Annotated in this window: 24 protein-coding genes and 1 tRNA gene; 9 read left to right on the top strand and 16 right to left on the bottom strand. The window is 65.5% G+C overall.

The features are described 5' to 3' along the window. Window positions 1–21: 21 nt before the first annotated feature. Window positions 22–1,251 (top strand): O-antigen ligase family protein, encoded by a 1,230-nt coding sequence (locus tag QM470_RS16070; protein WP_283339942.1) that lies wholly within the window; start codon window positions 22–24, stop codon window positions 1,249–1,251. Further along, complete coding sequence (locus tag QM470_RS16065) at window positions 1,248–1,892, top strand: YrbL family protein (RefSeq protein WP_283339941.1); 645 nt, start codon at window positions 1,248–1,250, stop codon at window positions 1,890–1,892. Before QM470_RS16070 ends, QM470_RS16065 begins: the two co-directional genes overlap by 4 nt. A gap of 48 nt (window positions 1,893–1,940) precedes the next feature. Here the strand turns inward: QM470_RS16065 and QM470_RS16060 are convergent, their stop codons facing one another. The 3 genes from QM470_RS16060 to QM470_RS16050 form a co-directional block, all read right to left on the bottom strand. Then, entirely contained in the window at window positions 1,941–3,188 is a 1,248-nt protein-coding gene (locus tag QM470_RS16060) for a HAMP domain-containing sensor histidine kinase (protein ID WP_283339940.1), read from the bottom strand. A 13-nt stretch (window positions 3,189–3,201) separates the two neighbouring features. Further along, complete coding sequence (locus QM470_RS16055) at window positions 3,202–3,930, bottom strand: response regulator (protein ID WP_066538796.1); 729 nt, start codon at window positions 3,928–3,930, stop codon at window positions 3,202–3,204. A 235-nt stretch (window positions 3,931–4,165) separates the two neighbouring features. Then, window positions 4,166–5,536, bottom strand: coding sequence for an AmpG family muropeptide MFS transporter (locus tag QM470_RS16050; protein WP_283339939.1), 1,371 nt, complete (start codon window positions 5,534–5,536; stop codon window positions 4,166–4,168). Window positions 5,537–5,642: 106 nt separating this feature from the next. On the opposite strand from QM470_RS16050, the gene QM470_RS16045 reads away from it, so the two are divergent. The 3 genes from QM470_RS16045 to QM470_RS16035 all read left to right on the top strand — a co-directional run bounded on the left by QM470_RS16045 (window position 5,643) and on the right by QM470_RS16035 (window position 8,455). After that, window positions 5,643–6,386, top strand: a complete 744-nt coding sequence (locus tag QM470_RS16045; protein WP_283339938.1) for a helix-turn-helix domain-containing protein — start codon at window positions 5,643–5,645, stop codon at window positions 6,384–6,386. Window positions 6,387–6,538: 152 nt separating this feature from the next. Then, the gene (locus QM470_RS16040) at window positions 6,539–7,483 is read left to right on the top strand and encodes a DMT family transporter (RefSeq protein WP_283339936.1); all 945 of its coding nucleotides are present in this window, start codon (window positions 6,539–6,541) and stop codon (window positions 7,481–7,483) included. Window positions 7,484–7,576: 93 nt separating this feature from the next. Continuing rightward, on the top strand, window positions 7,577–8,455 hold the full coding sequence (locus QM470_RS16035; RefSeq protein WP_283339935.1) for a M48 family metallopeptidase: 879 nt from the start codon (window positions 7,577–7,579) through the stop codon (window positions 8,453–8,455). A 125-nt stretch (window positions 8,456–8,580) separates the two neighbouring features. Here QM470_RS16035 and QM470_RS16030 read toward each other — a convergent pair whose 3' ends face one another. The 6 genes from QM470_RS16030 to QM470_RS16005 all read right to left on the bottom strand — a co-directional run bounded on the left by QM470_RS16030 (window position 8,581) and on the right by QM470_RS16005 (window position 14,240). Further along, window positions 8,581–9,534, bottom strand: coding sequence for a lactate/malate family dehydrogenase (locus QM470_RS16030; protein ID WP_066538802.1), 954 nt, complete (start codon window positions 9,532–9,534; stop codon window positions 8,581–8,583). Next, window positions 9,535–11,043, bottom strand: a complete 1,509-nt coding sequence (locus tag QM470_RS16025) for an SLC13 family permease (RefSeq protein WP_066538804.1) — start codon at window positions 11,041–11,043, stop codon at window positions 9,535–9,537. A 343-nt stretch (window positions 11,044–11,386) separates the two neighbouring features. Continuing rightward, window positions 11,387–11,620, bottom strand: a complete 234-nt coding sequence (locus QM470_RS16020) for a hypothetical protein (RefSeq protein WP_283339933.1) — start codon at window positions 11,618–11,620, stop codon at window positions 11,387–11,389. Then, window positions 11,620–12,258, bottom strand: coding sequence for an MBL fold metallo-hydrolase (locus tag QM470_RS16015; RefSeq protein ID WP_066538808.1), 639 nt, complete (start codon window positions 12,256–12,258; stop codon window positions 11,620–11,622). The genes QM470_RS16020 and QM470_RS16015 overlap by 1 nt, the downstream gene beginning before the upstream one ends. Before the next feature lie 308 nt (window positions 12,259–12,566). Beyond that, on the bottom strand, window positions 12,567–13,019 hold the full coding sequence (gene azu / locus QM470_RS16010; RefSeq protein ID WP_066538922.1) for an azurin: 453 nt from the start codon (window positions 13,017–13,019) through the stop codon (window positions 12,567–12,569). A 402-nt stretch (window positions 13,020–13,421) separates the two neighbouring features. Next, complete coding sequence (locus QM470_RS16005) at window positions 13,422–14,240, bottom strand: exodeoxyribonuclease III (protein WP_283339931.1); 819 nt, start codon at window positions 14,238–14,240, stop codon at window positions 13,422–13,424. Between QM470_RS16005 and pyrE the strand changes: the two genes are divergently transcribed. Continuing rightward, entirely contained in the window at window positions 14,239–14,943 is a 705-nt protein-coding gene (pyrE, locus tag QM470_RS16000) for an orotate phosphoribosyltransferase (RefSeq protein ID WP_066538817.1), read from the top strand. The genes QM470_RS16005 and pyrE overlap by 2 nt on opposite strands. Window positions 14,944–15,081: 138 nt before the next feature. On the opposite strand, the gene QM470_RS15995 is transcribed toward pyrE, so the two are convergent. The 3 genes from QM470_RS15995 to QM470_RS15985 all read right to left on the bottom strand — a co-directional run bounded on the left by QM470_RS15995 (window position 15,082) and on the right by QM470_RS15985 (window position 17,109). After that, window positions 15,082–15,459, bottom strand: coding sequence for a hypothetical protein (locus QM470_RS15995; RefSeq protein ID WP_283339930.1), 378 nt, complete (start codon window positions 15,457–15,459; stop codon window positions 15,082–15,084). Window positions 15,460–15,665: 206 nt separating this feature from the next. Continuing rightward, complete coding sequence (locus QM470_RS15990; protein ID WP_280012167.1) at window positions 15,666–16,613, bottom strand: lyase family protein; 948 nt, start codon at window positions 16,611–16,613, stop codon at window positions 15,666–15,668. 265 nt (window positions 16,614–16,878) lie between these two features. Then, window positions 16,879–17,109 (bottom strand): hypothetical protein, encoded by a 231-nt coding sequence (locus QM470_RS15985; protein ID WP_066538924.1) that lies wholly within the window; start codon window positions 17,107–17,109, stop codon window positions 16,879–16,881. A gap of 522 nt (window positions 17,110–17,631) precedes the next feature. On the opposite strand from QM470_RS15985, the gene QM470_RS15980 reads away from it, so the two are divergent. Then, the gene (locus QM470_RS15980) at window positions 17,632–19,020 is read left to right on the top strand and encodes an APC family permease (RefSeq protein ID WP_283339928.1); all 1,389 of its coding nucleotides are present in this window, start codon (window positions 17,632–17,634) and stop codon (window positions 19,018–19,020) included. A gap of 164 nt (window positions 19,021–19,184) precedes the next feature. Here the strand turns inward: QM470_RS15980 and QM470_RS15975 are convergent, their stop codons facing one another. Beyond that, complete coding sequence (locus QM470_RS15975) at window positions 19,185–19,637, bottom strand: IrmA family protein (protein ID WP_283339926.1); 453 nt, start codon at window positions 19,635–19,637, stop codon at window positions 19,185–19,187. A 19-nt stretch (window positions 19,638–19,656) separates the two neighbouring features. Beyond that, entirely contained in the window at window positions 19,657–20,220 is a 564-nt protein-coding gene (locus QM470_RS15970) for a nitroreductase family protein (protein WP_283339925.1), read from the bottom strand. On the opposite strand from QM470_RS15970, the gene QM470_RS15965 reads away from it, so the two are divergent. Together QM470_RS15965 and serA are read left to right on the top strand one after the other, a co-directional pair. Beyond that, window positions 20,219–20,425, top strand: a complete 207-nt coding sequence (locus tag QM470_RS15965) for a hypothetical protein (protein ID WP_283339924.1) — start codon at window positions 20,219–20,221, stop codon at window positions 20,423–20,425. The genes QM470_RS15970 and QM470_RS15965 overlap by 2 nt on opposite strands. 148 nt (window positions 20,426–20,573) lie before the next feature. Then, complete coding sequence (gene serA, locus QM470_RS15960) at window positions 20,574–21,803, top strand: phosphoglycerate dehydrogenase (protein WP_280012162.1); 1,230 nt, start codon at window positions 20,574–20,576, stop codon at window positions 21,801–21,803. Window positions 21,804–21,980: 177 nt separating this feature from the next. On the opposite strand, the gene QM470_RS15955 is transcribed toward serA, so the two are convergent. Both QM470_RS15955 and QM470_RS15950 read right to left on the bottom strand, forming a co-directional pair. Continuing rightward, a tRNA-Thr gene (locus QM470_RS15955) sits at window positions 21,981–22,055 on the bottom strand. A 269-nt stretch (window positions 22,056–22,324) separates the two neighbouring features. Next, a complete protein-coding gene (locus QM470_RS15950; RefSeq protein WP_283339923.1) occupies window positions 22,325–23,590 on the bottom strand; it encodes a serine hydrolase domain-containing protein in 1,266 nt (421 codons plus the stop codon). Window positions 23,591–23,675 lie beyond the last annotated feature (85 nt).

Below are 23,675 nucleotides of genomic sequence, written 5' to 3'. Positions count from 1 at the left end.
TAAGGGTTTATGCAGTCAAAGTTGATTACCTCGCGCCTGGAAACAGGTGCCCAGTGGATGCTGGTCGCAGCGTTTCTGTTCTTTCCTGCGGCCATGGCGTTGGGCAATATCGCCATGCTGCTGACGGGCCTGCTGGCGCTGCTCAGCGGGGTGTTGTGGCGTGAACGCAGGACATGGCGCAGTGCCCCGTATCCCTGGCTGATGCTGGGCCTGTATGGCGTGGTGCTGCTGGGTGGCCTGTGGAGCAGCGCTCCCTGGGGTGACATCCAGCTGAACTACACCAAGTACATCAAGCTGCTGCTGGGCGCGGTGTTCTTTGTCTTGCTGGCCCAGCCGCAATGGCGCACACGGTGCCTGCAGGCGTTCAGTGCCTGCATGCTGTTCATTCTGGTGTCGGTCTACGCCAACATCTGGCTGCAACTGCCATGGTCGAAGACCCAGAGTCTGGGCTGGGGCGTGGACCACACGGTGATTGGCGACTACATCACGCAGAACATCATGATGTCGTTCTTTGTGGTGCTGGCGCTGTGGTACTGCAAGAACGCCCCTCGGTTGTCTCTGCGGCTGCTGGCCGCGGCGGTGGCCTTGTTGGCGGCCGTGGCCATCACCCAGCTGTCGCAGGGGCGTACGGGCTACGTTTTGGTCACGCTGGGTGTGAGCAGCTTTGTGTTCTTCGCGCTGAAAGGCTATCAGCGCTGGCTGGCATTGCTCACCATCGTGGTGGCGGTGAGCGGTGCCTACGCCGTGTCACAGACGGCCCAGGAGCGTGTGCATCAGGCGATTACCGAGGCCCGCAACAGCGAGAGCATGGAAATCACCAGCATTGGTGGCCGCATCAATTTCTGGAAGCACACCTGGGAGCTGGTGCAGCAAAGGCCGCTGACCGGTTGGGGCACCGGGAGCTACCACGATGAATGGTGCCGTTATGTGACGGAGCCTGGATGGTGCGGATTCGGTAGCCGCCACCCCCACAACCAGTACCTGTTGTTCTGGATGGAAAACGGCCTGATCGGCGTGTTGCTGTTCATCGGCATCCTGGCGGCCACGGCCCACTCCGTCTGGCGGGATGACCGCTGGCGTCCGGTGGTGCTGAGCTTCCTCGTGATCCTGGCGGCCAACAGCCTGATCAATGTGTCGCTGTGGAGCTCGCGCGAGAGCCACTTCTTCACCATGATGCTGAGCTTGCTGGCAGCGCAGGCCTATTTTGGAACGCGGCAAACGTCTGCCGCCCTAGAGAAGGACCGAATGTGATTGTGGATGTGAGCCGCCTGTCCCTGCTGGGCGAAGGAACCGTGAAGCGTGTCTATGCCCTGCCCGATGACGACGGCAAGGTGCTCAAGCTGATCCGGCCCGAGCTGGTGGCGCCGGACGGGGGCTTCGCCAAACATGGCCGGCTCAAGCGTGCGTTCGCCCAGGGCGTGTACCGGCAGTTCCGGCGCGAGATCATCCAGTACCTGCAGCTGTCCAAGGCGGCGTACCACCAGCAGACGACCTTCTTCCCGATGGAAACGCCGTATGGGCTGGTGCCCACGACCCAGGGCCTGGGCCTGGTGACCGAAAAAATCCTCGGCCCGGACGGCCTGCCCCACACGCTGGAAGACCTGGCCGCCGCCGGCGCGCTGGAGGCCAAGCATTACACCGCGCTGGAGCAGTTCTTCGACGCCTGTGCAGACCTGCACCTGGTGTTTGGGGAAGTGAATGTGGCGGGCTTGATGTACACCGAATCGCGCTCGGGCGGGCCGGAGTTTGTGCTGGTGGACGGCATTGGCGAGAAGCTGCTGATTCCGGTGCGCAGCTGGTTCAAAAGCGTCAACACCAGCTATGTGCGCAAGGTCCAGCGCCGTCTGATGGGGCAGGTGCAGGCCCTGGTACAGGCGGCTGCGCAGGCCTGAAGAAAAGACACAGCCCTGCCGGAGCAGGACTGTGCATGTGCAGGCGGCTTACAGCGGAAGCCGCAATTCGAAGCACGCGCCTGCTGCACCGTCGGTGCGGTCGGTGGCGCGCACCGTGCCGCCATGGCGTTCGGCAATCGAGCGCACCAGCGACAGGCCCAGGCCCACGCCACCCGAGCGTTCGCTGGCCCCGGGCAGGCGGTAGAACTTCTCGAAAATGCGTTCGCGCTGCGCGGCCGGCACACCGGGGCCGTGGTCCTGTACCCGGATCAGGGCCATGTCACCTTCCTGCGCCAGGGTCAGCGTGATGTCGCCGTGGCTGTAGCGGCGGGCATTTTCCAGCAGATTGCGCACGGCACGGCGCAGCAGCTTGGCAACGCCCTGCACCTCCAGCGGGCTGGTGCCTTGCAGGTCCAGCTCGGCTTCCACGCGGGCGCATTCCTCGGCGGCCAGACCGATCAGGTCCACTGATTCCGGTGTGCCCACATCGGTTTCCTTGGATTCCAGGCGGCTGGCCAGCAGGATTTCGTCCACCAGCTGGTCCAGCTCTCCGATGTTGCGCAGGATCTCGGCCTTGGCACTGGCTGATGGCTGGCCATCGCCCATCAGCTCCAGACCCATGCGGATGCGCGTCAGCGGCGAGCGCAGCTCGTGCGAGGCATTGGCCAGCAAGGTCTTGTGCGAGGTCACCAGGGTTTCGATGCGCTCGGCGGCGGCATTGAACTGGCGGGCCAGGTCGGCCACTTCGTCATCGCCCTTGGTGGCCACGCGCACGGACAGATCGCCCTCGCCGAAGCGCTGCACCCCGCGCTGCAGATTCTCCAGGCGTTGCAGCAGGCGGCGGATGATGGGGAACACCCCCACGGCCACTGCAACACCCACCAGGGCCAGCATCCACAGAAAGCCGAAAGGCGGGCTGAGCCAGAAAGCCGCATAGCCGCCAGGGGGCGGGCGGCCGCCATGCGGGCCGCCGCCGCGCTCGTTGCGGTCACCCCGGTCAGGGCGGGGGGCCATGTGCAGCTGCAGCAAATCCCCACTGGGCGTGACGATGTCGAACAACACCCCTTCCTGCGGCGGCGTCGGCGCGCGCGTGGCACTGCCCTGGGCAATGACCTTGCCGTCCGGATCGGTCAGCACCAGCTCGCGGGCGATCTGGTTCACCTGGGTCTGGTTGCGGGCATTCTGTTCCGCGGCCTCTTTCCAGGCCCAGCCGACCAGCAGGGTCAAAATGGCCACGCCCAGCACCACGGCCAGCCAGATGCGCAGGTACAGGCGCTGGGAGAAAGCCTTGAACATGGTGGCTGCCCCTTCAGTCCTGCTGCTTGGCGAAGACGTAGCCCACGCCGCGCACGGTCAGGATGCGCTTGGGGTTCTTGGAATCCGCTTCGATGGCCGCACGGATGCGGCCCATGTGCACGTCGATGGAGCGGTCGAACGCCTCCAGTTCGCGGCCGCGCACGGCTTCCATGATCTGGTCGCGGGTCAGCACCCGGCCGGCGCGCTCGGCGAGGGCCACCAGCAGGTCGAACTGGTAGCTGGTCAGCTCGCAGGGCTGGCTGGCCACGGTGACGGTGCGGGCATCGCGGTCGATTTCCAGCGAACCGAAGCGCAGCGCCGGAATGGGCTGGCTGGCCGGGGCGCCTTCGCTGCCGCGGCGGCGCAGGATGGCGCGGATACGGGCCAGCAGCTCACGCGGCTCGAAAGGCTTGGGCAGGTAGTCGTCGGCACCCATTTCCAGACCGATCACGCGGTCCATGGGGTCACCCTTGGCGGTCAGCATCAGCACCGGTACCTTGGCGGCCACGCCGGGCAGGGCACGCAGGCGGCGGCACACCTCCAGGCCGTCCATGTCGGGCAGCATCAGGTCCAGGATCACCAGATCGGGCAGCTCGGACGGATCGCTGGGCTGCAGGCGTTCCAGGCCGCTGGTGGCGTCGGCGCAGTGGATGACGGCCAGGCTGTTCTGGCCCAGATACTCGCTGACCATCTGGGCCAGGCGGGCATCGTCTTCGATCATCAGCAGGGTGTGGGTGCTCATGGTGGGAGAGTGTAGGCAGTCGGGCGCTCATGGGGAGCGCGATGGCCCCAGCATGGCGGCTGCGCGTCACACGCGCTTGTCCTGTATGTAAAGTGCAGGTAAACCTGTGGCCGCGATCTGCCAGTCGGTTGGGCCTGACAGCGCCGCAGGCCGTCCACCCGGAGCGCGCAGACGCGCACCGTGTCCTGTCAACGGCTTCCCTACGCCGCAGCCGGTGGTTGCAAGCCCGTCTGCGTCACGCCTTGGTGCGCAGGGTGACGCGGGATGCCAGCGCCACCAGCAGCAGCACCGGCAGGCCCAGGGCTGCCGTGCTGATGAAGAAGCTGCTGTAGCCATGGGCGTCGACAAACGCGCCGGAGAAGCCGGCCAGCCACTTGGGCGCCAGCATCATCATGGAGCTGAACAGCGCGTACTGTGTGGCCGAATACTGCACATTCGTCAGGCTCGACAGGTAGGCAATGAAGGCCGCCGAGGCAATGCCGCCGGCCAGGTTGTCGGCGCTGACCACCAGGGTCAGGCCGGTCACATCGTGGCCCCGTGTGCTCAGCCAGGCAAACAGCAGGTTGCTGGCGGCCGACAGCACGGCACCCAGCATCAGCACCCGCATCACGCCGATGCGCATCGAGATCACCCCGCCGATGAAGGCGCCCAGCAGCGTCATGATGACGCCGAAGACCTTGCTCACCGTGGCCACCTCGGCCTCGCTGTAGCCCATGTCCACGTAAAAGGGATTGGCCATGATGCCCATCACCACATCGCTGATGCGGTAGATGCCGATCAGCGCCAGGATCAGAATTGCCTGCCCGCCGTAGCGGCGCACAAAGTCGGCAAACGGGGCCACCAGGGCTTCACGCAGCCATTCGCCCAGGTTGCGCGCTGGCGTCAGCACGCGCGCAGCGGGTTCGGGCGACAGCAGCACGGTGAACACGCCCACCAGCATGCTGGCTGCCATCACGCCATAGGCCAGCTGCCAGGCGGCATGCACATAGGCCGTCTGTTCGCCATGCAGGGCTGCGGCCACCAGCCACAGCGCGCCCGCGCCGGCCCAGATCATCGCCAGCCGGTAGCCCGTCTGGTAGGTAGCGGCCAGTGCCGCCTGGCGCTCGGCGTCGGCCGATTCAATGCGGTAGGCATCCAGCGCAATATCCTGGGTGGCCGAACCAAACGCCACGGCCAGCGCACACCAGACCATGCGGTTCAGATCCTGCTGCGGATCGGTGAAGGCCATGCCCAGCAGGCCACCCACCACCAGCATCTGGGCCAGCAGCAGCCAGCTGCGCCGGCGCCCCAACCAGCCGTTCAGCACCGGCAGCGGCAGCCGGTCGACCAGCGGCGACCATACCCATTTGAAGGCATAGGCCAAGCCTACCCAGCTCATGTAGCCGATGGTGGAGCGGTCGATGCCGGCCTTGCGCAACCAGAAAGACAGCGTGCCCAGCACCAGCAGCAGCGGCAGGCCGGCCGAAAACCCCAAGGCCAGCATGCGCAGGCTGGCCGGCTCGGCATAGACGCGCAGCGTCTGCCCCCAGCTGCGGCGTGGGGCAGCGGTCGAGGGGGGCGAAGGCGTGGCGGCGGTGGACGCAGGGGAGGTGGACGGTTCGGACATGGGCAGGCGAAAAGGCGCAGGGCCAGGAAGGGCTGAGAACCATTATCCCGCGATGGTGGCCGCCCGCCGTGCGCGCTACCATGGCAGTTCACACCTGCGCACTGCCATGGCCGATCCCAGCACCGTCTCCGCCCTTGTGGACTCCAGCGCCGCCCCCTCGCAAGACGGCGGCCGGCTGGATGCGCCCGCCTGGTCGGTGCGGCGTTACAGCGGGGAACACCAGTCCCATGCCCATGACCATGTGCAAATCCTCTATGCGCTGCAGGGCCGTATGGAGCTGGATCTGAACGGCCATGCCGGTTATGTGGACGCTGCCAGCGGCATGCTCATTCCCGCCGGCGCCAGCCACGGCTATCTGGCCCAGGCCCACACCCAGGTGCAGGTGATCGATCTGCCCGCCGGCCCGGGCCTGGATCGCATCCGCCGCTTTGCGGTGCCGGCCCGGCTGCGCGCTCCGGCGCTGGCACGCCACCCGCTGTCTGCTGCCGCCCAGCTGGCGCTGGTGCTGGACGCGCCCAGCCTGTTGCACCGCCGTACGGTGGACCTGGCCTGGTTGACCCAGCAGGTGCAGGCCGCCCTGCATGCCGACTGGCCCACGGCCCGGCTGGCGGCGCTGTGCCATCTGAGCGTGCCCCAGTTCCACAGCCGCTTTGTGGAACTGGTCGGTCAGCCGCCGCAGTCCTGGCTGCGTGGCCTGCGGCTGGATGCGGCCGAGGCCCAGCTGGCCCGGGGCCAGCCGCTGGAGACCACGGCCCTGCGCTGTGGCTACCGTACGGCCAGTGCCCTGGCCTATGCCTTGCGGCGCGAACGCCAGGTGAGTGCGCGCAGTCTCCGGGCCGCGCAGCGCTGAGTGCAGCGGTGCGGTGCGGCGGTGGCTGCTGGCGGCAGCGTGAGACCTCTTGGCGGCGGTACACCGCGCAGGACGGCCATGTACACGCCCTGCATGGCAGAACCAGTGTTGCTCGACAGTTGCCGCGGCCTTGCGGCGGCATCATTTGAAACATGAGCTCTTCTTCTGCTTCTTCTTCGGTCTGGGGTGTGGCCCTGGTGTCGGTGGCGTCCATGCTGTGGGGCACCACCGGTACGGCGCAAAGCCTGGGCGCCCAGGGGCTGTCGCCGTTCTGGGTGGGGGCGGCCCAGCTGGCTGTGGCCAGCACCTTCTTTGCACTGGTGCTGTGGGTGACACGGCGCAGTGCGCCGACTGGACAACCGCTGCTGCCAAGGCCCTCTCTGCTGGGTATGCCGGCGCGCTGGTTCTGGCTGGCATCGGCCGGTACCGCCGGCTACAGCATCAGCTTTTATGCGGGCGTGAAGCTGGCCGGCGTGGGCGTGGGCACGGCGGTGGCCATTGGCAGCGCACCCATCTGGGCCGGGCTGATCCAGGCTGTGCTGCTGCGCCAACCGTTGTCGCTGTTGTGGTGGCTGGGCACGGGCGTGAGCGTGGCCGGCGGTGTGGCCATGGTGCTGAGCAAAGGGGGCGGCGCGGGCGCGTTGTCGCTGCCCGGCCTGCTGCTGTGCCTGCTGGCCGGACTGTCGTACGCGTCCTATGCTCTGGTCAACAAGCGCCTGGTCAGCAAAGTGCCTACCCGGCTGGTGAACCTGTATGTGTTCAGTGGTGCCGCGGTGCTGGCGGCGCCCGTGGCGCTGTTGCTGGCCGGGGTGCCACGGTTCACGGCGTCGTCGCTGATGGTGGTGGTCTACCTCGGGCTGGTGGTCTCCGGCCTGGCCTATGTGCTGTTTTCCAACGGGCTGCGCCATATCTCCGGACCGACCGGTGTGACATTGACGCTGATCGAGCCGGTGGCGGCCTTTCTGCTGGCGGTGTGGATCGTGGGCGAACACCAGCCGCTGGCCTCCTGGCTGGGGCTGTTGACGGTGCTGGCCGGACTGATGGTGGTGATCGGCGCCGAGGTGCGCGGCGCGCGGCGCAAGCTGGCGCTGGTCTGAGCCACCTCGCCGGCACGCATTGGCGGCACAATCTGACGTTCAGGCACGGCACCGCTGTGCAGGCTGATTGGATTGCCCAGGAGAGACGCCCCCATGCCCCTATCGCCCACGCCACTGAACCATCTGTCCGATGACGACCATCTGCCGCAGGCTTGCCGCTGCCACGCCGGCCGGCGTGGCTTTCTGCGCGCCCTGGTGGCGGGGACGGCGGCCACAGGGGCCGGGGCTGCGCTGGCGCAGGTCAATGTGGGCGGCTCCTCCGGTCTGCGCAAGCTGGTGCCGGCCGAAACCCTGGAAAGCGCCGCTACCGAGCAATACCAGGAGCTGCTGCAGAAAGCCAAGGCGCAAGGCGCACTGGCCGGCAGCTCTCACCCCCAGCTGCAGCGCCTGCGCGGCATCGCGCAGCGCCTGATTCCCTATGCCAGCCAGTGGAACGCCCGCGCCAGCCAGTGGCGCTGGGAGGTCAATCTGATCGGCAGCAAGGAGATCAACGCGTTCTGCATGCCTGGCGGCAAGATTGCCTTCTACACCGGCATCCTGGAAAAGCTGCAGCTCAGCGATGACGAAGTGGCCATGGTCATGGGCCATGAAATGGCCCACGCACTGCGCGAGCATTCCCGCGAGCAGATGGCCAAGAACTCGGCCACCAGCATCGGCCTGTCGCTGGGGGCGCAGCTGCTGGGGCTGGGCGACCTGGGCGATCTGGCCGCCAGAATGGGCACCCAGCTGCTGAGCCTGCGTTTCAGCCGCAGTGACGAAAGCGAGGCCGATCTGGTGGGGCTGGAAATGGCTGCCCGTGCCGGCTACAGCCCGCAGGCTGCGGTGAGCCTGTGGCGCAAGATGGGGGAGGCCACGGGCGATGGCGGTATCGGCTTTCTGTCGACCCACCCCACAGGGCCGGATCGCATCCGCGAACTGGAGCGCAATATTCCGCGGGTGCAGGGCCTCTATGAGTCCGCCCGCCGGCGGTAACGCTGCCGGTGCGCCTCTGGGCAGGCCTGCGTTCCATAGGGAGTGCCTGGCGATCGCCCTTCGGAAGGACAAAAAAAGCCCGCTCCATGGAGCGGGCTTTGTGCAGGAAGCCGCGGATGATTCGCTCAGGCCTTCTGCAAGGACTGCAGCCCGTCGGCAATGGTGCTGGACAGCAGTGCGGCACTGGCACGCAGGGCCTCGGTTTCCTCGGCATTCAGCCGGGGCATGAAGGGGGCCGAGGCGCCGCGTGCACCGATCAGGTGGGGCAGGGAGACACAGGTGTCGCGCACGCCCAGCAGTTCGGGCATGCAGGTGGACACGGCAAACACCGACTGCTCGTCGGCCACGATGGCCTTCACCAGCCGTGCAATACAGCCACCGATGCCAAAGTTGGACACGCCCTTGCCCGCCTTGATGCGGTACGCCGAGGTCCGCACCTCTTCGGCAATCTGTGCCTGCATGGCTGCGTCGATGGGCCGGCCCAGCTGGGCGGCAAAATCCGTCACCGGCATGCCGGCGATCTGGGCGCTACTCCAGTGGGGCACGGACGAGTCTCCGTGCTCGCCCAGCACATAGGCATGGATGGCTGGTGCGGCCACGCCCAGGTAATCGGCCAGCCGGTCGCGAAAGCGGATCGAATCCAGCGAGCAGCCGGTGCCGATCGCCCGGCCCGGTGGCAGGCCGTAGCGGTGCACGGCAATGGAGGGCATCACGTCCACCGGGTTGGTAGCGAACAGCAGCACCGCATCCGGTGCGACCTTGAGCACCTGGCCGATGATGGTGTCCGTCATCTTCAGGTTCTGGTGCAGCAGCTCCAGCCGCGTCTGACCGGGCTTAAGGCTGGCGCCGGCGGTGATGACCACCACCGAGGCGCCGGCCAGATCGGCATAGTCGCCTTCGCTGACGCGGGCGGCAGTGCCAAAGGCGGCGGCGTGCCCGATGTCGGCGGCTTCACCCGCTGCGCGGGCCTCGTTCTGGTCCACCAGCACGATCTGGCTGATGCCAGGGGTGGCCGACAGCAGGTAGCCGGCGGCCGCGCCGACCTGGCCGGCGCCGATGATGCCAATGCGTGCCCCCATTTACAGCACCCCCATGGCGGGCCACAGCGTGGCGGACAGCAGCAGGATCAGGCCCAGGCCAGCCAGGGTGACCACGATGCCCACCTTGGCGAACTGGGGCGTGCTGAAGGCATTGGTGCCGTAGCACAGCATGTTCTGCGGCGCATTGGTCGGCAGGATGAAGCCGAAGGACACCACGAAGCTCTGGATCATCACGATGCCGAAAGCCGTCTCGGGGCTGACGGGCAGCGTCTGTGTGAAGGCGATCATGATGGGGATCAGCGTGCTGGCCAGGCCGGTGGCCGAGGCAAAGCCCAGGTGCAGCACGATGCTGAACACCGACAGCGCACCGATCACGGCCACCACGGGCAGGGCCGACAGGCCCATCTGGCCCAGCGTCTGTTGCGCCAGCCAGCCGGCAGCGCCGGTCTTGGACAGCAGATTGCCCAGCGAGATGGAGGCGGCAAACAGCACGATCGTGCCCCAGGGCACCAGCTTTTCGGCCTGCGACCAGTGCATCACGCCGATCTTGGGCATCAGCAGCAGCGCAATGCCGATCTGGGTGGTGGTGGTGGTGTCGAACGGGTGCAGCACGCCTTCGGTGGACCACATCACCAGCAGCAGCGCGGCCACGGCGATCAGGCGCTTTTCGGAACTGCTGACCGGACCCAGGTCGGCCAGTTGCTGGCGCAGCTTGGCCGGCATGTCTTCACCTTCCGGCACCTGGGGACGCAGAATCCACAGCGCCGCGAAGAACAGCACCACGCACATGCCGATGGTGAACGGCAGGGCGGTGATGAACCATTGGCTCCAGGTGATGTTGTGGCCAAAAGCCTGCTGCATGAAGTTCAGGCTGATGATGTTCTGCGCCGCGCCGGTCTTGACCGCCATGTTGAAGATGGAGCAGGCGCTGGCGGTGACGATCATCAGCGTGGCACCCAGCGAGCTGTTCACCGCCAGACCCAGGGCCGCCGTGATGCCGATCATGATGGGGATCACCGCGCCCACGCGGGCGGTGGCCGAGGGGATGAACAAGGCCAGCACAAAGCCGACGATCATCGCGCCCAGCACCAGGCGGGCAGGCGAGACGCCGATCTTGCTCATGACCAGCAGCGCGATGCGCTTGTCCAGCCCCGTGTGCTTGAGCGCCACGGCCAGGAACAGTGCGGCTGCCACCAGCAGCACGGCGGTGGACGAGAAGCCGCTGAGCATGGTGGTCAGCGCTGCGGCGGAATCCATGGGCTTGCCGCCGGCGGTCATCGAGGTGCCCATCAGCCCCAGCACCGCGGCACCGGTCAGCACCACGGCGCTGTTGGCGGGCGAGACGCATTCGCTGATCCACAGCACCACGACCAGCACCAGCAGGCCCAGGGCCACCTGCCCCGAGTCGGTGAGGCCGGCAGGCTGCGGCAGGGCCAGCACGATGCCGTAGAGCACCAGGGCCAGCAGCAAAAAGGCCAGCTTTTTGTTGGAATCGGGCTCCGGTTTGGAGGTGATGGGGCCGGTTTCGGTTGCGGGCGTAGACGCCATAAGTGCTCCTCGCAAGAATGAATCGTTACGTAACGGACCGATACTAGTTCCTACAGTCGCGCACCGATAGTCCGGTGGCCCTGGTTGGGATGAGTACTTCGTTACGCAATGAAACCATGCTAGGGGCTGCGAAGCGGTTTGCGTAGAAACACGTAGGTGTTTTCCCTTGTGATTTGATTCGCATCAAGGGTGGTGCATTCGCCACATACCGGCCTGTCATCCTGGTCTTGTGCCGCCTGGTGCGTTGCAGCACCAGATGGTGCATTAGTTTAATGCTCTCGAAATGAGAGCGTTTGGTGCGCCCGATACCGACAGCCCTTGCGGCCCAGGCGTTGGCGCTGGCCTAGTAGCTGCGCAGCAGGGCGCGCAACAGCCAGTCGCCCGCGGCCAGCAGCAGGCGCAGGCCGCACAGCACGGCACTGGCCATGCCCCACCAGCGCAGGTACCGCAGCCAATCGGCCGTCCACGGCTGGCCTTGCCATGCTGCGGCGCTGGCGGCCAGTGCGGGCCACGTCACCAGGAACACGAGCGCCGCAGCCGCCAGCAGTACCAGGCAGTGCCGCGTGGCGGCACCCATCAGGTGTTGCCCACGTAGGGGTTGGTCTTGCGTTCACGCCCAAACGTGCTCTCCGGTCCATGGCCGGGAATGAACACCGTCTGGTCGCCCATGGGCCACAGGCGCTGGGTGATGGAGTCAATCAGTTGCTGGTGGTTGCCCTGGGGGAAATCGGTGCGGCCGATGCTGCCGGCAAACAGCACATCGCCCACAAAGCAGCGGTCGATCTGCGGTGCGTGGAACACCACATGGCCGGGTGTATGACCAGGGCAGTGGCGCACCTGCACGGTTTCATGGCCGATCTGCACGCTGTCGCCATCCGCCAGCCAGCGCGTGGGCGTGAACGGGCGCGACGGCGGAAAGCCGAACATGGCACCCTGCTGGGGCAGGCCATCGATCCAGAACTGGTCCCCGGGATGGGGGCCGATAATGGGCAGGTCCAGCTGCTCGGCCAGGTCGGCCGTGCCGCCCGCATGGTCGATGTGGGCATGGGTCAGCCAGATGGCTTTGAGCTGCAGGCCCAGCCGCTCGACCTCCCACTGGATCGCTTCCAGATCGCCACCGGGGTCGATGACGGCGGCATCCTGGGTCTGGTCGCACCACACCAGCGAGCAGTTCTGCTGGAAAGCGGTCACGGGAATGGTCTGGTAGTGCAGCATGGCAAGGCGAGAGGAAAGTGGCAGAAGGCAGGGGCCGTGCCGTGCGGCGTGGCGGCCAAATTATGGGGGCAGCGGCCCGTCCCGCTCCGCGCTGCCATGCGATGCCTGCCCGGTTGGTGCCGCCGAAGTGCAGTTCCACGGAGGCGGACCCCTGCGCATCACCGTGTGGCAGGCGGCATTCCAGCCTCCGCCGCAGGTCAGGCAATGATGGCGGCAAGGTGCGGCCCGCCCTGGGAGCACGGCGCCGCGCACAGCAAAAAGCCCCGGTTCCTGGCGGAAGCGGGGCCACAGAGGTGCGAGTCCGAGGCTTAGATCAGCTTCAGGCTGCCCTTCATGATGCTGTAGTGACCGGGGAAGGAGCAGAAGAAGGTGTAGTCGGTACCCGCCTTCAGCTTGGCCACATCGATGTCCAGGGTGGTGGATTCACCGCCGCCGATCACCTTGGAGTGGGCCAGCACGCGGGTGTCACCGGCCTTCACGTAGTCGGCAGCGGCGCCGGCCTTCATGCCGTCGGCAGCGGCAGCGGCCACGTCGGCGGTGGTGGTCACCACCATGTTGTGGCCCATCGAGGTCTTGGGCATCTTGCCCACATGCTTCAGGGTGACGCTGAACTTCTTGCAGGCCTTGGGCACGTCAATGTTCTTGACGTTGAACTGCATGGCGTCGTTGGATTCGACGGTCAGGGCGCAGTCAGCGGCCATGGCGGGAGCGGAAATGGCACCAGCAGCACACAGGGCCACGGTCATCAGAATCTTCTTCATGCGCGGAAACTCCTTCACAGGGTCAAAAACAAATCGGGGAGCATCCGAACCGGGGTCGGTGGCTGCTCTTTTCACGATTTTCTGAAAAATCAGCAGAATCAGAATAGGTACAGATGTCATTGACGCGGGCAATCCAGGCTGCTGCTTGTCAAAACACTGCATCTGTGGCCGCTTTGCCGGGGCCTGGAAACAAGCGTGCAGAGGAGGGGAAGTCCTTTGTTTTCAATGGCTTGTGTGCAGCCTGGAGGGCGGCGGCATGCCGGTGTGCGCCGCACGCAGTCCCTGGCCGGGGCCGTGCAGCGCTGTTGCGGCAGTGCAAAAACTTGTCTTGCATCAAGCTCCGCGCACTTTGCGTGCACGGACAGGGCCAGCCACGGTCGACCATGCCGGTGCCCGGCGGTTTCAGCCCAGCTTCAGGTCGTAGCCGATGGTGATGGGCGCGTGGTCGCTGAACTTCTCGCCCTTGTAGATCGACTCCTGGCGCGCCAGTGCCGCCAGTGCGGGCGTGGCCAGGTGGTAGTCCAGCCGCCACCCCACGTTGTTCGCGTAGGCCTGGCCCCGGTTGCTCCACCATGTGTAGCAGGCGTCGGTGGTGTCGGGCTGGAGCACGCGGTAGACGTCGACGATGCCCCCGGTCGGCGCCACCGGGTCCAGCAGCATGTCCATCCAGGCGCGTTCTTCGGGCGTGAAGCCGCTGTTCTTCTGGTTGCCGCGCCAGTTCTTCAGATCTTCCTTGCGGTGGGCGATGTTGATGTCGCCGCACAGGATGAATTCGCGCTCGCCCTTCATGCGCATCAGGTGGATGTGCATTTCGGCCAGGAATCGGAATTTGGCCTGCTGGCGGTCTTCGCCGGAACTGCCGCTGGGAAAGTAGGCGCTGATGATGGACAGCTTGCGGCCTGCGGTGTCGAAACGCGTTTCCACGTAGCGGCCTTCGGCGTCGAACTCGGGCGAGCCCAGGCCGACGATCACATCCGATGGCGCATGGCGGGTGTAGACGCCCACACCGGAATAGCCCTTCTTCTCGGCAAAGTGGAAATAGCCATCCAATCCGGCCAGCTGTTCGAAACGGTCTTGAATATCAGGCGCCTGTGCCTTGATTTCCTGTACGCAAATACAATCCGGACCGGTCGCAGCAACCCAGGCCTCCACCCCTTTGGACGTGGCGGAGCGGATGCCGTTGAGGTTGAGGCTGGTTAATTTGAATAAGGAAGAATCCATGGTAGTCAAAGGTGCGCAGCAACAGGATCAGGACCGTCTGGCGCAGGAGTTTGTGCAGTTTGCCGTGGATGCGGGTGTGCTGCGCTTTGGGGAGTTCAAGACCAAGGCCGGGCGCATGAGCCCGTACTTCTTCAATGCAGGTCTGTTCGACGACGGCGCCAAAATGGGACGCCTGGCGGAATTCTATGCAAAAGCCATCCTGGCCAGTGGCATGGAATTCGATATGGTCTTTGGCCCTGCCTACAAGGGGATCCCGCTGGCCGCCACCGTGGCCGTGGAGCTAGCCCGCCTGGGCCGCAACGTGCCGTTTGCCTACAACCGCAAGGAGGCCAAGGACCATGGCGAAGGCGGTACCCTGGTGGGTGCACCGCTGCAGGGCCGGGTGCTGGTCATCGACGACGTGATGTCGGCCGGCACTGCCGCCCGTGAATCCATTGCCCTGATCCGTGCGGCGGGTGCCACCCCCCATGCGGTCGCCATTGCCCTGGACCGCCAGGAAAAGGCCACCGAAAACGGACACGATGTCGACCACAGTGCGGTGCAGTACGTGCGCCACCAGCTGGGACTGCAGGTGGCCACCATCGCCACCCTGGCGGATTTGCTGCAGTACCTGCAGACCCATGGGGGCGAAGGCGAGATGCAGGCCCACCATGCACGTGTGCTGGCCTACCGCCAGCGTTACGGCGTGGACACCCAGGCGTAATCCCTTTCCCTGCGGCCCGTACGGGCCGGCATCTGGAAGCACGGTGTGTGGCGCGTGCTCCAGGCCCGGAATGGGCCGCCGTGCCGTTTCCGTTCGGTGACGCAGCCCGTCTTGGCGGCTTTCCCGTGCTGTGGCACATCAGCGCGGACGGGCGCCGTCCTCTCCTTCGCGCTGCAGCAGGCGCATCACCCAGCCCATGGCAATGCTGGCCGCCCAGACGATGGCACTGATGAACAGTGGCACCGACCACAGGGCGCTGGCATGCACGGCCAGCTGCCAGGCACGGTCGGCAGCCGGCAGAAAGCGGGCGTAGCCCGTGTACAGGCCATAGGCCAGCCACAGCACCGCCGCCAGGGCAAAGCCCTGGGCCAGAAAACGTGCGGTGCGGGCATTGGGGTGGGGTGGCGCAACACGGCGTTGCATACCCCAGACACGGCCCACGGCCCAGCCCACACCCGCCACGGCACCCGCCATGGAAAGGGCCAGGGGGCCCCATGAAGTCCAGTCGTTCAGCATAGGCCGTGACGATAGCGGGTTTGCAATGCCCTGGCGGCCGGTGACTGGCGTTGGTGGGAGTGCTGGCCTGCACTACCAGAATCGCGCAGGCGAGCCGTGCCGCCGTGTGGCGATGGCGGCCACTCTGCCATGTCTCTGTTCGCGCAGGGGTGCGGGCAAAAAAAGAGGATGCCAAGGCATCCTCTCTGCGGGGCGGGCGCTTGCGCTCAGGCCGGAACGGCCTGGCGGTGGTCGGCCGTGATGCGCGCCACCAGCTCCTGGAGCACCTGGTCGGCGCGGTCGTTGTCGATCTGGCAGGTGCCGGCAGCCAGGTGGCCGCCGCCGCCGTACTGCAGCATCAGCTCGCCCACATTGGTGGTGCAGCTGCGGTCCAGAATGGACTTGCCGGTGGCAAAGACCGAGTTCGCTTTGGCCTTGCCCCACATGGCGTGGATGGAGATATTGCACTGTGGGAACAGCGCATAGACCATGAAGCGGTTGGTGGCCCAGATGGTCTCTTCACCGCGCAGGTCCAGCACCACCAGGTTGTCGTGCACCGTGGCGCAGCGCTGGATCTGTTCGCAGGCGCGCGCGGTCTGCTCGAAATACAGTTCCACGCGCTCCTGCACATCGGGCAGCTGCAGCACCTGCTCCACCGACAGATCGCGGCAGTGCTGGATCAGCTCCATCATCAGTGCGTAATTGCTGATGCGGAATTCACGGAAGCGCCCCAGGCCGGTGCGCGCGTCCATCAGGTAGTTCATCAGCGTCCAGCCCGTGGGGTGCAGGACCTCGTCCAGGCTGTACTGGGCGGAATCGGCCTTGTCCACGGCCTCCATCAGCTCGTCGGTGATGGCCGGGAAGCGGGCCTTGCCGCCGTAGTGGTTGTAGACCACGCGGGCCGCTGAAGGAGCGTGCGGGTCGATGATGTAGTTGCCCAGGAAGGCGCGGTTGCGCACCACTTCCGAGGCATGGTGGTCGAACACCAGGTGCGCTCCAGGCACGAAGGGCAGGTTGGTGGTGATGTCGTTGCGCGTGATGCGCACCTTGCCATCCTGCATGTCCTTGGGGTGGACGAAGGTGATCTCGTCGATCATGTCCAGCTCTTTGAAGAGCATGGCGCAGACAAGACCATCGAAATCGCTGCGGGTGACGAGGCGGTATTTCTGGCTCATGGCGGTCGGCGGTAAAAAAGTCAGTGGAACACTGCTTTGCAGGGCCGGCACGCACAGGCCGGCGGGAAACATTCCGACACATGATACCTAGCTCTGTCGGATACAAACGCCGATTGGCCGAGGCGGGCCCCAGGGATTCCCGTATGTTAGCTATTGAAAATATAGCGTACTGCGGCGTACAGTTCAGCACGATCGTGCTTTTCAACCATGAAAAATGCCGCACAAGGCGGCGTGCTCACACATGCCACTGCGTGTGGGCCCAGGGTTACATGGCGCTCACCCAGACGGTGTCGCCGCCGGCGCTGGAGGGCAGTGGCCGGATGGCCAGCAGCGCCGCGTGGCGCTTGAGCAGGTCCTCGAACTGGTGGGCTTCCAGCGCACTGGCGTTGTCGCCCTGCAGGTAGTCGGTGGCCACCTGGGACGTGGTGAAGCTGTGGCTGCCGAACTTCTGGACGATATTGCGCAGCTTGTCGAGGTTGATGTGGGCAGTGTTCATGGTCGCTTCTCCGGCAAGTGGGCAAAGGGAGCCTGCGCATGCGGCAGGCCATGCAGCCAATGTGCATGAGCGCAGCAGCGGGCGCAATAGGCCCAACCGGCAATGGCTGCATGGCGCATGCGAGGGCTGTGGCAGAAGGCCCGCGCTGGCGGGCCCGGCCGGGAGTGCAGCAAATGCCATGCCCACGCATGGCTGTGGCCAAAGTGCTGCAGCGTGGCACTATTTCCACGATTGCGGGTCGTGCAAGTGCCTGTGGGGCATGCGGCAGGACCATCTGCACGTATCATCGGGCGCTTTTTTCGGCTTGCCCCAGGCTGGGGCGTTTTTCATGCCAGCTATTTCACCCATCTGCGGCCAACTGCTGGCTGCTGTCGCCATTCCCACCAGTGCTGCAGCACTGCGGCCCGCTGCGCGCCTGCGCGTGGCGGTGGGATGGTCGCGTGCGATGGTGTGACACGGCGTGGTGGATGCTGCTGCGGCAAGCCTTGGATATGGCTCTCTGTAAAAAGGACGGAAATTCAGATGCAGGCTGCTGACGCACAGAAGACGGCCCAGTTGCAAAAGACACTGGTGCTGTGGCAGGTCATCATCATCGGGCTGGCATACATCCAGCCCATGACGCTGCTGGACACCTTTGGCATGGTGTCGCGCGACAGCGTCCAGCATGTGCCCACCTCTTACCTGATCGCGCTGGTCGCGGTGCTGCTGACTTCCATCAGCTACGGCCACATGATCCGCAAGTACCCGTCTTCGGGATCGGCCTACACCTATGTGCAGAAGTCCGTGCACCCGAACGCGGGCTTCATGGTGGGCTGGTCCTCGCTGCTGGACTATCTGCTGTCACCGATGGTCAACATCCTGCTGGCCAACATCTACCTGACCGACATGTTCCCCGAGGTGAACCACTGGGTGTGGATCATTGGTCTGTCGCTGATCATGGTGGCGGTCAATCTGCGCGGTGTGCGTTTCGTGGCCAATTTCAACAGCCTGATCGTGCTGCTGCAGATTCTGGTGATCGGCTTCTTCACCTACCTGATCTTCACCAAACTGGCGGCCGGCCAGAACGCGCTGGGCGCGATTTCCGCCCAGGACGGCCATGACGGCCTGTGGAGCTTCTCTCCTTTCTGGAGCCCGGATGCCGATCTGGGCAAGCTGATCACCGGTGCCACCATCCTGTGCTTCTCGTTCACGGGCTTTGACTCGCTGAGTTCGCTGGCCGAGGAAACCAAGGACACCAAGAAGACGTTGCCCCGCGCCATCTTCCTGACCGCGCTGATCTCCGGCCTGATCTTCGTGTTCGCCACCTATTTCATGCAGCTGTACTTCCCGGGCGACCCCACACGGTACTTCCAGCTGGTGGACGAGACCCAGCCCGAAATCCTGCTGCTGGTCGGCGGCGCCTTCTTTCAGTCGGTGGTACTGAGCTTTGCCATCGTCACCGTGATGGCCTCGGGCATCTCGGCCCACGCCGGTGTCTCGCGCCTGATGTATGTCATGGGCCGCGACGGTGTGCTGCCCAAGAAGTTCTTCGGCCACATCCATCCGCGCAGCCACACCCCGTCCTACAACATCTGGCTCGCGGGCGTGATCTGCCTGACCGCGGGTTTCCTGAGTCTGGAGTTCGTCGTGGCGCTGATCAGCTTCGGCGCACTCACCGCCTTCAGCTTTGTGAACCTGTCGGTGATCTGCAGCTACGGCTTCCGTGATGGACGCCTGAAGACGCCGCGCGACATCGTGCGCTTCTTTGTGCTGCCGCTGTGCGGTTTCATCTCCATCGGTGCGCTGTGGCTGGAGGTGGAGGACACCTCGCTCAAGGCCGGTGTGGCCTGGGCGGCCGTGGGCCTGATCTACCTGGCCTGGCTGACCAAGGGATTCAGGCGTTCGGCCCCCCAGCTACACGAGGAAATCTGAACCGCCACAGGGGACACGCCTGCAGGGCGTGTCTGTGACCGGTAGCCCGCTTCCATGAAGCGGGCTTTTTTTCTGACTAGCGAAGCGGCCTCCAGCACCGGTGTCCGTGCACACCCTGAACGCTGCCGCATTGCATGAGGAATGAGGAGGCAGGAGGCAACGGCTTACGGCCGCTCGCGCGACTGGGGCAGGCGCAGCTCCAGGGGCTCGTGGCGGCGCAGGCGCAGCTGCTGGGTGGCCAGCAGGTCGGTGGCCATGCCATCCACCTGGGCGGTGGCGGTCTTGAACAGCACCACCACCTCCGGATTGCAGGCGTGGGGGCTGATCCAGGTGGCGCTGGCAAAGCGGTTGCGGCCTTCCACACCCATGTCGTCGGGGGCCAACGCAAAGCGGGCCAGGTGCTGACCCTGGCGGTCCTTGGCGATGGCCTGTACGCGCACTTCGCGGTAGGTGGCACGTCCGGCGTCGAACATGAAGGTGGCCTCGCAGCGCTGGGGACTCAGGCGCAGCGTGCCGTAGTGCCACAACTCCAGCGCCTGGGCGCTGCCGGCGCTGCACAGGCCGGCGATGGCCAGACAGCGCCAGGTGGAGGAAAGAGCGTGAAAAGACGCGCGCATGCTGCAGTCCCGGTGGGTGTCAGGCGGTCCAGGGGCCTGCCGTCAGGATCTCGGCCAGAGGCTTGCGCGGGGAAGGCACTTCGCGCTCGGCCAGATCGGGGGGCAAGGTGGAGACATCGCCACGCTGGCCAACGGCCACCAGGGCCTGGACCGTCCAGTGGTCGGGCAGCTGCAGCACGCGGCGGGCGGCTTCGGTGTCGATGCCCGCCATGGCGTGGGTGGCCAGGCCCAGGGCCTGGGCCTGCAGGGCCATGAAGCCCCAGGCGCAGCCGGTGTCGAAGGCATGCTTGCCGGCCGAAGCTTCGGGGTTGGACAGCAGCACGATCAGCGCGCCGGCGTTCAGGCACCAGCGGCGGTTGAATTCATTGGGGATGGTGCTGAATGCCTCCCAGTGCGCATCGCCATGCAGTGCATAGGCAAAGTGCCAGGGCTGCAGATTGCTGGCCGAGGGCGCCCAGCGGGCGGCTTCCACGATCTGCTCCAGCTGGGTGCGGGTCACCGCCTCCCCGGTGAAGGCGCGCGGCGAGGTGCGCGACAGAAACTGCGGTTCGATGGGGACGGTGGCGGAGCGGGCGTGGTTCATGGAAGGTACACAAACAAAATTGCAAAGGCCAGATGAAAAAACCGTGCGTGCCGGCGTGGGCATGCACGGTCTGTGCACATTGTGGCGGAATGCGACGCCCGCCACCACTGCGCAGGCGGATCGGGCGCTGCGGATGATTCACGCCACCCGGCTCGTCAAAGGAATGGGGGCATGGCGCCATGCACTGGGCAGACATGGGGTGTGAGTGAGGGCGCTTACTTCCGTGTGGTTGCTCAGTCTGTAAGGGATGTGGCTGCAATCGGCGGTCCTGGCGTTGGACAGAGAGCACACACCCGGTGTGGCACTATGGGCAATCCGCTGTAATGGGGTATTCACGGATCGAAGGATGCCCTATGGCCAAAACATCGCTGGACAAGTCGAAGATCAAGTTTCTGCTGCTGGAGGGCATTCACCCTTCCGCGCTGAAGGTGCTGCAGGACGCGGGTTACACCAACGTCGAATCCTTGGCCGGTGCGCTGGAAGGCGAGGAGCTGAAGGCCAAGATCGCCGACGCGCATTTTGTGGGCATCCGCTCGCGCACCCAGCTGACCGAGGACGTGTTTGCAGCAGCGCAAAAGCTGGTGGCCGTGGGCTGCTTTTGCATCGGTACCAACCAGGTCAATCTGAACGCAGCGCGCGAGCGCGGCATCGCCGTGTTCAACGCGCCGTTCTCCAACACCCGCTCGGTGGCCGAGCTGGTGCTGGCCGAGGCGATTTTGCTGCTGCGCGGCATCCCCGAAAAGAACGCCGTGTCCCACCGCGGCGGCTGGAAGAAGAGCGCTGACAACTCCTTCGAGATCCGTGGCAAGACCCTGGGCATTGTGGGCTATGGTTCCATCGGCACCCAGCTGTCGGTGCTGGCCGAAGGCCTGGGCATGCAGGTCATCTTCCACGACGTGGTCACCAAGCTGCCGCTGGGCAATGCGCGCCAGGCCGCCAATCTGCAGGAGCTGCTGGGCCAGGCCGATATCGTGACGCTGCATGTGCCCGAGCTGGCCTCCACCCACGGCATGCTCGGTGCCGAGCAGATTGCCGCCATGAAGCCGGGCAGCATCCTGATCAATGCCTCGCGCGGGACGGTGGTGGACATCGATGCACTGGCAGCGGCACTGCAGGCCCGCAAGCTGCTGGGGGCAGCGATTGACGTGTTCCCGGTCGAGCCCAAGAGCAACAAGGACGAATTCCAGTCGCCGCTGCGCGGTATGGACAACGTGATCCTGACCCCGCACATCGGCGGCTCCACCATGGAAGCCCAGGCCAACATCGGCCTGGAAGTGGCGGAAAAGCTGGTCAAGTACAGCGACAACGGCACCACCACCTCGGCGGTGAACTTCCCCGAAGTGGCGCTGCCCGAGCACCCGGGCAAGAACCGCATCCTGCATGTGCACGAAAACCGCCCCGGCATTCTGTCGGCCATCAACCAGGTGTTTGCCGACAACGGTATCAACATCGCCGGCCAGTACCTGCGCACCGACGAGAAGGTGGGCTATGTGGTGATCGACATCGACGCCGAGTCGTCGGCGCTGGCGCTGGCCAAGCTGTCGCAGATTCCGGGCACCATCCGCTGCCGCGTGCTGTTCTGAACGGCATCTGCTGGAATGCAAAAAGGAGACCCTGGGTCTCCTTTTTTGACGGTGGCGCAGCATTGCTGCGGTGCGTGAGTTTGTGAAGCGTGGCTCTGGGCCACGGCTGGCATCCGCAGTCAGACTGGCCGCAGAGAACAAAAAAGGCCCGCTGCATGACAGCGGGCCTTTGGTGTGTGGTGCCCATGGGCAGGATCGAACTGCCGACCTCTCCCTTACCAAGGGAGTGCTCTACCACTGAGCCACATGGGCGAAGCCTGCGATTCTAATACGTTTTTGCAGCGGAGGGCCGGTTGGCCAAAATCACTGGCGAAACGGGGACTTTGCGGCTGTGCCATCGGACGCGGACATGTGTGCCATCGATGAAGGATCCGTCGCATCGCATGCGTGTCGGAGGGGTGTGATCTGCTGCCTGCTCCGCAAGTGGTGTGAGCAATGCGTCGCCTTCGCTGCCCGAAGGGGCGGTGAGTTGCACAGGCTCTGAAGGGGTTTGGCACACGCATCCAGCGCATGCCAGCCCGCTATGCCGTGCCATCCACCAACGCCTGGTACACGCCCTGGCGCATCACCGTGCGGTAGGGGATGCGCTGGGCCATGGACTGCATCATCAGGATGGCGAACAGGTCTTCTTGCGGGTCGATCCAGAAGAACGTGCCGTAGATGCCGCTCCACGAAAAATCGCCCACGCTGCCGGGCAGCGGGTTCAGTCCGGCTGCCGTGCGTACCGCAAAGCCCAGGCCAAAGCCCTGGCCCACATCGGGCGAGGGCAGCTGGGCGCCGAAGTAGGCCATGTCCGGGCCCATGCGCACGCCGGCGGGCAGGTGGTTGGCCGTCATCAACGCCACGGTCTTGCGTGACAGCAGGCGCACGCCGCCCAGCTGTCCGCCATTGCGCCAGAACAGGCACAGGCGGGCGTAGTCGCTGATGGTGGAGACCATGCCGCCTCCGCCTGACTGGAAGGCCATGGGCTGTGTGACCGGCGGTACGGGCGGCAGCTGCAACTGCGGGCCTTCCGGCTGTGGCCAGGCTGCGCGCTCGGCTGCGCTGTCGGGCGCATGAAATGCCGTGTCGTGCAGCTGCAGCGGGGCGGTGATGTGCTGTTGCATGAATTCGGCCAGGGTCTGGCCGCTCACCACCTCCACCACGCGGCCCAGCACATCCGTGCTCATGCCGTATTCCCACACCGTGCCGGGCTGGTCCAGCACGGCCAGCTGCGACAGTTTGGTGATGAACTGCGCGTTGTTGTCGTTCTTGTGGCCCAGCTTGGCGCTGATATAGGCCTGCTTGAGGGGGTTGGGGCTGCCCGGTACGCCATAGGTGATGCCGGCGGTGTGGCGCAGCAGATCGTGCAGGGTGATGGGGCGTGCCAGGGGCTCCAGCACCACCTGGGGCGCACTGCCATCGGCGGCGGGCTGCACGCGGCCCACTCTCAGCTGGGCCAGCTCGGGCAGGTATTTAGCCACCGGGTCCAGCAGGGCCAGCTGGCCTTGCTCCAGCAGCATCATGATGGCCAGGGAGGTGAGGGGCTTGGTCATGGAGGCAATGCGAAAAATCGCATCCGGCCGCATGGCCGTGCCCTCGGCGGGATTCAGCTGCCCGAAGCTTTCCAGATAAGCCAGTTGTCCGTGCCGTGCCACCAGGGCCACGGCGCCGGGGATCTCGCCACGGTCCACGCCCTGCTGCAGGCGGGTGGACAGGCGTTGCAGCCGGTTGCTGCCCAGTCCCAGCGATTCGGGGGAGTCCGCCCAGGGCAGGCCGGGAATATGAAAGCGGGGGGTAGCGGACATGGCGGCTCCTGCGCAAACAACGGTGAACGGTGTCGCCATTGTTGCCAGTGACCGCGCCTGTCGCTGTTGTCTACGGGACAGCGAT

Origin of the sequence: Comamonas sp. 17RB (assembly GCF_030056555.1) — a bacterium.
Taxonomy (GTDB): domain Bacteria; phylum Pseudomonadota; class Gammaproteobacteria; order Burkholderiales; family Burkholderiaceae_C; genus Comamonas; species Comamonas terrigena.
The sequence above is the reverse complement of the archived record's forward strand: the minus strand, read 5'-3'. Positions and strand labels throughout refer to the sequence as shown.

Bases quoted from the DNA above. Each gene is read 5' to 3' on its own strand.
- QM470_RS16015 (WP_066538808.1), bottom strand. From the start codon at position 12,258: ATGCTGCACTACCAGACCATTCCCGTGACCGCTTTCCAGCAGAACTGC.
- QM470_RS15980 (WP_283339928.1), top strand. From the start codon at position 17,632: ATGCAGGCTGCTGACGCACAGAAGACGGCCCAGTTGCAAAAGACACTG.
- QM470_RS15965 (WP_283339924.1), top strand. From the start codon at position 20,219: ATGGAAGGTACACAAACAAAATTGCAAAGGCCAGATGAAAAAACCGTG.
- QM470_RS15975 (WP_283339926.1), bottom strand. From the start codon at position 19,637: ATGCGCGCGTCTTTTCACGCTCTTTCCTCCACCTGGCGCTGTCTGGCC.
- QM470_RS15995 (WP_283339930.1), bottom strand. From the start codon at position 15,459: ATGCTGAACGACTGGACTTCATGGGGCCCCCTGGCCCTTTCCATGGCG.
- QM470_RS15970 (WP_283339925.1), bottom strand. From the start codon at position 20,220: ATGAACCACGCCCGCTCCGCCACCGTCCCCATCGAACCGCAGTTTCTG.
- QM470_RS16050 (WP_283339939.1), bottom strand. From the start codon at position 5,536: ATGTCCGAACCGTCCACCTCCCCTGCGTCCACCGCCGCCACGCCTTCG.
- QM470_RS16025 (WP_066538804.1), bottom strand. From the start codon at position 11,043: ATGGCGTCTACGCCCGCAACCGAAACCGGCCCCATCACCTCCAAACCG.
- QM470_RS16020 (WP_283339933.1), bottom strand. From the start codon at position 11,620: ATGGGTGCCGCCACGCGGCACTGCCTGGTACTGCTGGCGGCTGCGGCG.
- QM470_RS16055 (WP_066538796.1), bottom strand. From the start codon at position 3,930: ATGAGCACCCACACCCTGCTGATGATCGAAGACGATGCCCGCCTGGCC.
- pyrE (WP_066538817.1), top strand. From the start codon at position 14,239: ATGGTAGTCAAAGGTGCGCAGCAACAGGATCAGGACCGTCTGGCGCAG.
- QM470_RS15990 (WP_280012167.1), bottom strand. From the start codon at position 16,613: ATGAGCCAGAAATACCGCCTCGTCACCCGCAGCGATTTCGATGGTCTT.
- QM470_RS16005 (WP_283339931.1), bottom strand. From the start codon at position 14,240: ATGGATTCTTCCTTATTCAAATTAACCAGCCTCAACCTCAACGGCATC.
- serA (WP_280012162.1), top strand. From the start codon at position 20,574: ATGGCCAAAACATCGCTGGACAAGTCGAAGATCAAGTTTCTGCTGCTG.
- QM470_RS16035 (WP_283339935.1), top strand. From the start codon at position 7,577: ATGCCCCTATCGCCCACGCCACTGAACCATCTGTCCGATGACGACCAT.
- QM470_RS16030 (WP_066538802.1), bottom strand. From the start codon at position 9,534: ATGGGGGCACGCATTGGCATCATCGGCGCCGGCCAGGTCGGCGCGGCC.
- QM470_RS16045 (WP_283339938.1), top strand. From the start codon at position 5,643: ATGGCCGATCCCAGCACCGTCTCCGCCCTTGTGGACTCCAGCGCCGCC.
- QM470_RS16060 (WP_283339940.1), bottom strand. From the start codon at position 3,188: ATGTTCAAGGCTTTCTCCCAGCGCCTGTACCTGCGCATCTGGCTGGCC.
- QM470_RS15950 (WP_283339923.1), bottom strand. From the start codon at position 23,590: ATGTCCGCTACCCCCCGCTTTCATATTCCCGGCCTGCCCTGGGCGGAC.
- azu (WP_066538922.1), bottom strand. From the start codon at position 13,019: ATGAAGAAGATTCTGATGACCGTGGCCCTGTGTGCTGCTGGTGCCATT.
- QM470_RS15985 (WP_066538924.1), bottom strand. From the start codon at position 17,109: ATGAACACTGCCCACATCAACCTCGACAAGCTGCGCAATATCGTCCAG.
- QM470_RS16040 (WP_283339936.1), top strand. From the start codon at position 6,539: ATGAGCTCTTCTTCTGCTTCTTCTTCGGTCTGGGGTGTGGCCCTGGTG.